We start from the raw sequence: 8,017 nt of genomic DNA on the forward strand, positions 1-8,017 counted from the left end.
ATAAGGTAATTATATAAGTGGGGAATGTGTTTGATATATATAATACAATGAATTTATATTTTAACACTGCGGATGAGACCACAGTGTTAAAATAGTATTATTAAACATATCCCATCATCTGTAATAAACGCTGTGCCTGCTGTACCGCTTCCTGACGGTGGGCGACACCCAGTTTTTGATACAAGTTACGGATATGCGTTTTAATGGTGGTGGCAGCCACTGCCAACTCCCCGGCTATTTGGTCATTACTGTAACCCGAATAAATTAGCCCTAATACCTGCCACTCACATTGAGTTAGCGGGCTGGTGCGGATCAATTCAGGAACTTGCGGATGAGTTAGCAGTTTATCGACGAATATCTCATCGAAATGAGCGAACTTGTGCCGATGATGTTGATTGATATCTTTTAAAATTCGCTGCGCACGATGCTGTTCCAGTTCGGGCAGTGCGTTGAGCTGGATCAGTTGACGCAACTGTTGCGCCATTGCTTCGCCTTCAATAACGAAATGACTGATAAAACCAGTGCGATTAGCTAAGGTGAGAGACTCAATCAGGGCTTTTTGTGCCTCACCTTTACGATCAGTCTGCCAGTAAAGAATGTTACTTAACAGCAAATTACGATTTAGATCGCTGGTCAGGCGCAAGCGACGGGCGTTTTCATTCAGCTCATCCAGTACCACTTCGGCTTCATTATAGCGGCCCAGCATGATCTGTATCCGCGCGATATTACGCCACTGGCCTTGCAAGAAGTGGTTATCGGCCATACCCGGTTTTTCTGCCTGCCGTAGCCAATTTGCTGCCGCAGATTTATCCCCGGTCATTTGCCAGTGAATCACCCGCGGTTTATCTGCGTTAGTAATCCAGTCCAGATGATACTGGCTGCCGTGCTGAAGCACTTCGCAGCGCTGAATATACATATTGGCATTATCCAGATCGCCACGAGCCAGTGAACATTTTGACAGCATTGCCAGGCACTGTAATTGCTGCTGTGGCTGATAGTTAGCCAGAATTTCAATCCCTTTACGGGCCGCTTCTTCTGCTTCATCCAACCGTGACCATGACCACAATATCTGGGAGCGAATCCGTAGCAGGAATTCATGCATCGGGAGCTGTTCAAGATGCTGCTCGCGGATAAGTTCAAAGGCTTTGTCCTGTGTCTCATACGCGGCTTGCAAGAAGCCCTGAGCAATCAGAATTTCGCTCTGTTGTAGCAATGCCCATAAAGCGTAGTGATAGGCTTCGTGGCGGCGTGCCATTTGCTCGGTTTGCTGCATCATGGGCAGCGCGCGGCTTAGCTCCCTTTTGCAATGGTGGACTTCACCGGTCACTGACGTTGCCACAATGCGGCTGTAAAAGTTCGCCATTGGTAGATATTTTAGCGCTTGAGTGGCCAGTTTTTCAGCGTCTTCCGGCTTACCGGCATTGATGGCAACCTGCGCTCGTAGCGCATCAAACTCGGCACGTAAAATCTCATCAACAGGAATTTTACGTTCCTGCATCGCCGATTCTGCCCGTTCGAGCAACGTATTGACCTCGCTGTAGCGATGCTGGCTTTGCGCCAGCCAGGCTTGCAGCAATGCCAGTTCAGGATTTTGTACTAATAGGGAGTAAGGTAGGGCAACCAGACACTGTTCCAGCAACGCTAGTTCGCTGTGGTTAAACAAGGCCCAGGCGTGTTGTAGCAAAATATCACGTAACATGCCGACATCACCGGCGGCTAAGGCATGGTGGATAGCTTCGGCCGGGTAACCCAGCGCCATCCAGCCCTCAGCGGCAGCATGATGTAATTCGGGTAGCTCTAGCGCCAATTCCCACTGACAGCGTTGGCGCAGGAATGTGGCAAATAATGGATGAAAGCAGAACCATTCGCCGCTATCATCCATGCGATGAATAAATAAGCCCTGGCGCTCCAACTCTTCCAGCCGTTGCTGGCCGTTATCTTCACCGGTCAGGCGCACAATCAGAGCATCATTCATCGAGCGCAAAACTGAGCAGCGCAGCAGAAAGGCGCGTGCATTGCTATCAACCTGATCCAACACTTCATCGACCAGATAGTCTGATAAATGGCTGGCATTCAGCCCGGCTAAACGTTTGGCGGATTTTTGCGCCGAGGAGTTCGGCTGGCGCGATGATAGTGCTATCAGTTGTAGCGCCGTCGCCCAGCCTTCAACTTCATCACACAAGCGGCTGCTATCGCCTTGTTCCAGTGGTATAGAAAGACGGCAATCGAAGAATTGTTGCGCTTCCTGATGATTAAACGCGAGCTGTTGTGTTCCCAGTTCCAGCAATTGGTCGCGAACCCGCAGGTTAGCGATACCCAATGGTGGCAAGGTGCGCGATAGTAAAATTAGCGTTAGATTTTCGGGCTGATGGCGTAGGAAAAAGCGCATGGATTCATGAATCGCATCATTGGTAATCAAATGATAATCATCAATCACCAGATAAAGCGGGCCATCCCAATCAGATAATTAGATAAATAACTGAGCAAATAGCGCGGAGAGACTGGCATATTGGTGCTTCTGACTGAGTGCCTCACTTTTGCTGCAATGCCCTCCCGTCGCTTGCTGTACCGCCGCTATCAGATAGGTCGCGAATCGTTCCGGCTGATTATCGCTTTCATCCAGCGAATACCAACCGAGATCTGATTGATCAGCAGCCCATTGAGCGATCAACGTGGTCTTGCCGTAACCGGCTGGGCAATTGATCAAGGTCAGGCGATAGTTTGCCACGCCTGATAACTTTACCAGCAGGCGGTCGCGCATCACGGTATTTTGCAGCCGTACCGGGCGGCTCAGTTTTGAGGGGATCAGCATACAGCGTCCGGTTTGAGAAATATCCGGTGAGAAGGATTCCCTGCGGCTAAGATATCCATTAGGTGGTTACAGGCATTCATAAGAGTAATTATTTTTAGCCTCGTAATTAATCAGCACTGCTAAGGTCTGATAACAGTCATGTTATTGCAATAGTGTTAATGTTTCCTATGGCTGTAAGTTGCACCGGATCACAATTTTAGCTACGCCCTGCGACTCATCCCCAGCTAATCCCCCGGCAGGATGATGCTCTTGCCCATTCTCATTGGCAGGATAAGGGTAAAATTACCCAACTCACAGGATAGAGACCTCCCTATGTCACAGCCTATGCTTAAAAAGGACGATTTCCTGGCCGCACTGACCCGCCACTGGCAGCGCTTTGGCCTAACCTCCGCGCAGCAAATGACCCCGTATCAGTGGTGGGAAGCGGTCAGCGCCGCGTTAGCCGAACAATTATCCGCGCAACCGGCACCGGGCAAGAACCAAAAAGTGCAGCGTCATGTTAACTACATTTCGATGGAGTTTTTAATTGGCCGTTTAACCGCTAATAACCTGATTAACCTGGGTTGGTATGACCAAGTCGAGGCGCTGTTGGCTGAGCAGCAGGTTAATCTGAGTGACCTGTTAGAGCAGGAAACCGACCCCGCATTGGGCAATGGTGGCTTGGGGCGTCTGGCGGCTTGTTTCCTTGATTCGATGGCAACCGTTGAACAGCCCGCCACCGGTTATGGCCTGAACTATCAATATGGCCTGTTCCGCCAATCGTTCAGTGAATGCAAGCAACAGGAAGCGCCAGATAATTGGCTGCGCGAGAGCTATCCGTGGTTCCGCCACAATGCGGCCTTGGCGGTAGATGTTGGCTTTGGTGGCAAACTGGAGAAACAGGCTGATGGCCGCCAACAGTGGCACCCTGAGTTTACGCTGCGCGGTGAAGCCTGGGATTTACCGGTGCTGGGCTTTCGTAATGGTGTGACACAACCATTGCGGTTATGGCAGGCAACTCATCGGCATCCATTTGATTTAACTAATTTTAATGACGGTAAATTCCTGCTGGCCGAGAAAAATGGCGTTGAAGCAGAAAAGCTGACTAAAGTGCTGTACCCCAATGACAACCATCTGGCGGGTAAACGCCTGCGCCTGATGCAGCAATATTTCCAGTGCGCTTGTTCGGTGGCGGATATCTTACGTAAGCACCATCTGGCGGGCCGCAAGCTGGCTGAATTGCCTGATTATGAAGTTATTCAGTTGAATGATACTCACCCGACCATCGCCATTCCTGAAATGCTGCGCATATTGCTGGATGAACATCAACTGAGCTGGGATGCGGCGTGGGCGATTACCCGTAAAACTTTCGCCTATACCAACCACACTCTGATGCCAGAAGCCCTTGAGTGCTGGGACGAAAAACTGGTACGCAGCTTACTGCCACGCCATTTCGTTATTATCAAACAGATCAATGCGCAGTTTAAGAAATTGGTCGATAAACAATGGCCGGGCGATGATGCTGTCTGGGCCAAGCTAGCAGTTCATCACAATAAACAGGTGCGGATGGCTAACTTGTGTGTGGTCAGCGGTTTTGCGGTCAATGGTGTGGCGCAATTGCATTCAGACCTGGTTATCAAAGATTTATTCCCAGAATATTATCAATTATGGCCAAATAAATTCCACAATGTGACTAATGGTATTACGCCGCGCCGCTGGTTGAAACAGTGCAATCCGGCGTTGTCCGGCCTGATTGATGAAACGCTGAAAGTGGAGTGGGCCAATGATCTGGATGCATTAGCCGGGCTTGAGCCTTATGCCGAAGATAAGGCGTTCCGCACTCGCTATCAGCAGATTAAATATGACAACAAAGTTAAGTTGGCTGAATACGTTAAACGGACGATGGGGCTGGTGATTAATCCGGATGCCATCTTTGATGTGCAAATTAAGCGGCTGCATGAATATAAACGTCAGCATCTGAACCTGTTGCACATTTTATCGCTGTACCGCCAGATCCGCGATAACCCTGCGTTGGATATCGCCCCGCGTGTATTCCTGTTTGGGGCTAAAGCTGCACCGGGCTATTATTTGGCTAAAAATATTATTTATGCGATCAATCAGGCGGCAGATAAAATTAACAACGATCCGATCGTTAAAGATCGTCTGAAAGTGGTCTTTATCCCAGATTACAAAGTTTCAGTTGCGGAGTTGATGATCCCGGCGGCGGATGTATCTGAGCAGATCTCCACTGCCGGTAAAGAAGCCTCTGGTACTGGCAATATGAAACTGGCACTCAATGGCGCACTGACGGTTGGCACGCTGGACGGTGCTAACGTTGAAATAGCTGAACAGGTGGGCGACGAGAATATCTTTATATTCGGTAATACCGTTGAACAGGTAAAAAGCATTCTGGCCAAAGGTTATAAGCCACAGAAGTACCTAAAAGCGGATGCACATCTGAAAAGTCTTCTCGATGAGCTGGCCAATGGTGCATTTAGCCAAGGCGACAAACACGCATTTGACATGATGCTGCATAGTCTGGTGGAAGGGGGCGACCCTTATCTGGTGCTGGCTGATTTCGCTTCATATTGTCAGGCGCAGAAACAAATTGATGCCCTGTACCGTGATAAGGATGAATGGACCCGCCGTACCATTCTTAACACTGCCCGGGTAGGGATGTTCAGTTCTGACCGTTCAATTCGCGATTATCAAACGCGAATCTGGCAAGCCAAACGTTAAGGAGAAGACTGCATGGATCGTAAATCGCTCGATCAAGCAGCAACACTGGCAGGGATAGCGGCCAATTACATCAATGCTCATGGTAAGCCGCAGGCTATTTTGCCGGAAACCAAACAGCAGTTGTTGGCGGCTATGGGGCGTGCGTGCGCCCTTGATCACTCTCAGACAGAAAGTACACCTGTACCGGTGGTGAAAGTATTTACTTTTGGCAGCCCGATGCAATTGCCAATGGCGGGTTCAGGCGATTATCACTGGCAGTTACAGACAGAAAAAGGTGAGTTGCACCAAGGGCGTATCAGTGCCAAGAAAACGCTGACATTGCCAGCATCGTTGCCTCAGGGTTATCACCGTTTGATTCTGGAACAAGGCTTACAGCAGTGGCAGTGCTCGGTGATAGTGGCCCCGAAACGCTGCTATGAACCCAATGCGTTGTTGGCAGGGAAAAAACTGTGGGGAGCCTGCGTCCAACTCTATACTTTGCGCTCTGAACGCAACTGGGGTATCGGTGATTTCGGCGACTTAAATCAAATGTTGGGGCAGGTGGAGGAACGTGGCGGTGCATTTATTGGTTTAAATCCGATACATGCGTTATATCCGGCTAATCCCCACAGTGCCAGCCCTTATAGCCCCTCTTCACGGCGCTGGCTGAATGTGATTTATATCGACGTCAATTGCGTGGATGAGTTCAAGCACAGCGAAGCGGCTCAGATGTGGTGGCATCAGCCCGAGACACAAAGCGCACTGGCTAAAGCCCGTGCCAGTGAGTGGGTTGATTATCCGCAGGTGATGCAATTCAAGCTGACCGCTCTGCGTCTGGCATTTCCCCTGTTTACCGCGCGCAAAGCAAAAGATATGCGGGTGCAGGCATTCCGCCAGTTTGTTGAGCAGGGCGGAAGCAGCCTGCATCAACAGGCGGCTTTTGATGCGTTACATGCCCATTTGAGTGAAAACGATCCCATGATGTGGGGCTGGCCGGTGTGGCCAGAGAAGTATCGTGACGGTCACAGCAGTGCTGTGGTTGATTTTTGCCGCGACCATGCCGATGACGTGAACTTCTATCTGTGGTTGCAGTGGTTGGCGGCCAGCCAGTTTGACGACTGTTTTCGCGACAGTCAGACGCGAAAAATGCCGATTGGTTTGTACCGTGATTTGGCGGTTGGAGTGGCAGAAGGCGGGGCGGAAACCTGGTGTGATCACGAGTTATATTGCCTGAAAGCCTCGGTAGGCGCACCCCCCGATATTTTAGGGCCGCTGGGTCAGAACTGGGGGCTACCACCAATGGACCCGCATGTGATGGCCGCTCGCGCCTATCAGCCGTTTATTGATTTGCTGCGTGCCAATATGACCAGTTGCGGCGCGCTACGCATTGATCATGTCATGGCATTGTTGCGTTTGTGGTGGATACCTTATGGGCATACTGCCGATCAGGGCGCTTACGTAAAATACCCTGTGGACGACTTGCTGGCGGTGTTGGCATTGGAAAGTCAGCGCCACTACTGCATGGTTATCGGTGAGGATTTAGGCACGGTGCCGGTAGAGATCGTCGGTAAGCTGCGCGACAGCGGGGTGTATTCCTATAAAGTGCTCTATTTTGAACATAACAGTGAAAACACGTTCCGCGCGCCACAGTCATACCCGGTACAAGCGATGGCAACCATTACCACCCATGACCTGCCGACACTGCGTGGTTACTGGCAAAGTGATGACCTGACCTTAGGGAATAAGCTGGGGTTATATCCGGACCCACAGATATTAAAGCAACTTTATCTTGATCGGGAACGTGCGAAACAAGGTTTACTGGAAGGGTTGCATCATTATGATTGTGTGCCGAAAAAAGTGGGCCATAAAGCGTCGTTACTTGTCATGAGTCCGGTGCTCAATCGTGGTTTACAACGTTATGTTGCAGACAGCGCCAGCGCCTTATTGGGGTTGCAACCCGAAGACTGGCTGGATATGGCGACGCCAGTTAACATCCCCGGTACCAGTGATGAATATCCAAACTGGCGGCGTAAACTGAGTGTAACGTTGGAAGAGATGTTTGCTGACAGCCAGATTAATCGCTTATTGAAAGATTTGGATAAGCGCCGCAAGCGTGTCTCGGCGGGGTGATCTTTTAGGTTGTACAAAGGATGATTAGGTGATGGTTCGGTTGACATGAGATTGGCGCTCACACAACCCTTGATACCTCAACCGGTTAAGGGTGCGTGGGCGCGTACTCTTAACAATCCCGCGCCTTGCGCGAAAGATTGTGGCTGCGCTATCCCTCCGCTAGCCGCTGGCCTTGTCAACGCGATGGGCATCCTTGCTCAAGTGCGCTTTTCGTCGGGGTCTTCGTCCTATCCCTGGGACTCACCCCTTCGGAGCCGCTGTAAGCAGCGTTCAAATCTGCTCCCGGCAGATCTGTCCGTGGCGGCTCACTTGAGCCATCGTCTTTGTCGGCAATATTCCTGACTGCGCTCAACGCCAAAATACATACTTCAAGCGATG

The 8,017-nt window shown here is 50.4% G+C and carries 2 protein-coding genes and 2 pseudogenes; 2 read left to right on the forward strand and 2 right to left on the reverse strand.

Annotated elements, in window-relative coordinates:
* Window positions 1-100 precede the first annotated feature (100 nt).
* Window positions 101-2,812 (reverse strand): annotated as a pseudogene (malT, locus tag YALDO0001_RS02825) (HTH-type transcriptional regulator MalT).
* Window positions 2,813-3,124: 312 nt separating this feature from the next.
* On the opposite strand from malT, the gene malP reads away from it, so the two are divergent.
* Together malP and malQ are read left to right on the forward strand one after the other, a co-directional pair.
* On the forward strand, window positions 3,125-5,530 hold the full coding sequence (gene malP, locus YALDO0001_RS02835) for a maltodextrin phosphorylase (protein ID WP_042839319.1): 2,406 nt from the start codon (window positions 3,125-3,127) through the stop codon (window positions 5,528-5,530).
* A 12-nt stretch (window positions 5,531-5,542) separates the two neighbouring features.
* A complete protein-coding gene (malQ, locus tag YALDO0001_RS02840) occupies window positions 5,543-7,639 on the forward strand; it encodes a 4-alpha-glucanotransferase (protein ID WP_004699686.1) in 2,097 nt (698 codons plus the stop codon).
* Window positions 7,640-7,814: 175 nt separating this feature from the next.
* Here malQ and YALDO0001_RS21565 read toward each other — a convergent pair.
* Window positions 7,815-8,017, reverse strand: a pseudogene (locus YALDO0001_RS21565) (hypothetical protein); the annotation flags it as partial.

The sequence above is a fragment of the Yersinia aldovae ATCC 35236 genome, assembly GCF_000173735.1.
Taxonomy (GTDB): domain Bacteria; phylum Pseudomonadota; class Gammaproteobacteria; order Enterobacterales; family Enterobacteriaceae; genus Yersinia; species Yersinia aldovae.

Excerpts from the sequence above, each read along its gene's own strand:
- malP (WP_042839319.1), top strand. The coding sequence starts at position 3,125 with ATGTCACAGCCTATGCTTAAAAAGGACGATTTCCTGGCCGCACTGACC.
- malQ (WP_004699686.1), top strand. The coding sequence starts at position 5,543 with ATGGATCGTAAATCGCTCGATCAAGCAGCAACACTGGCAGGGATAGCG.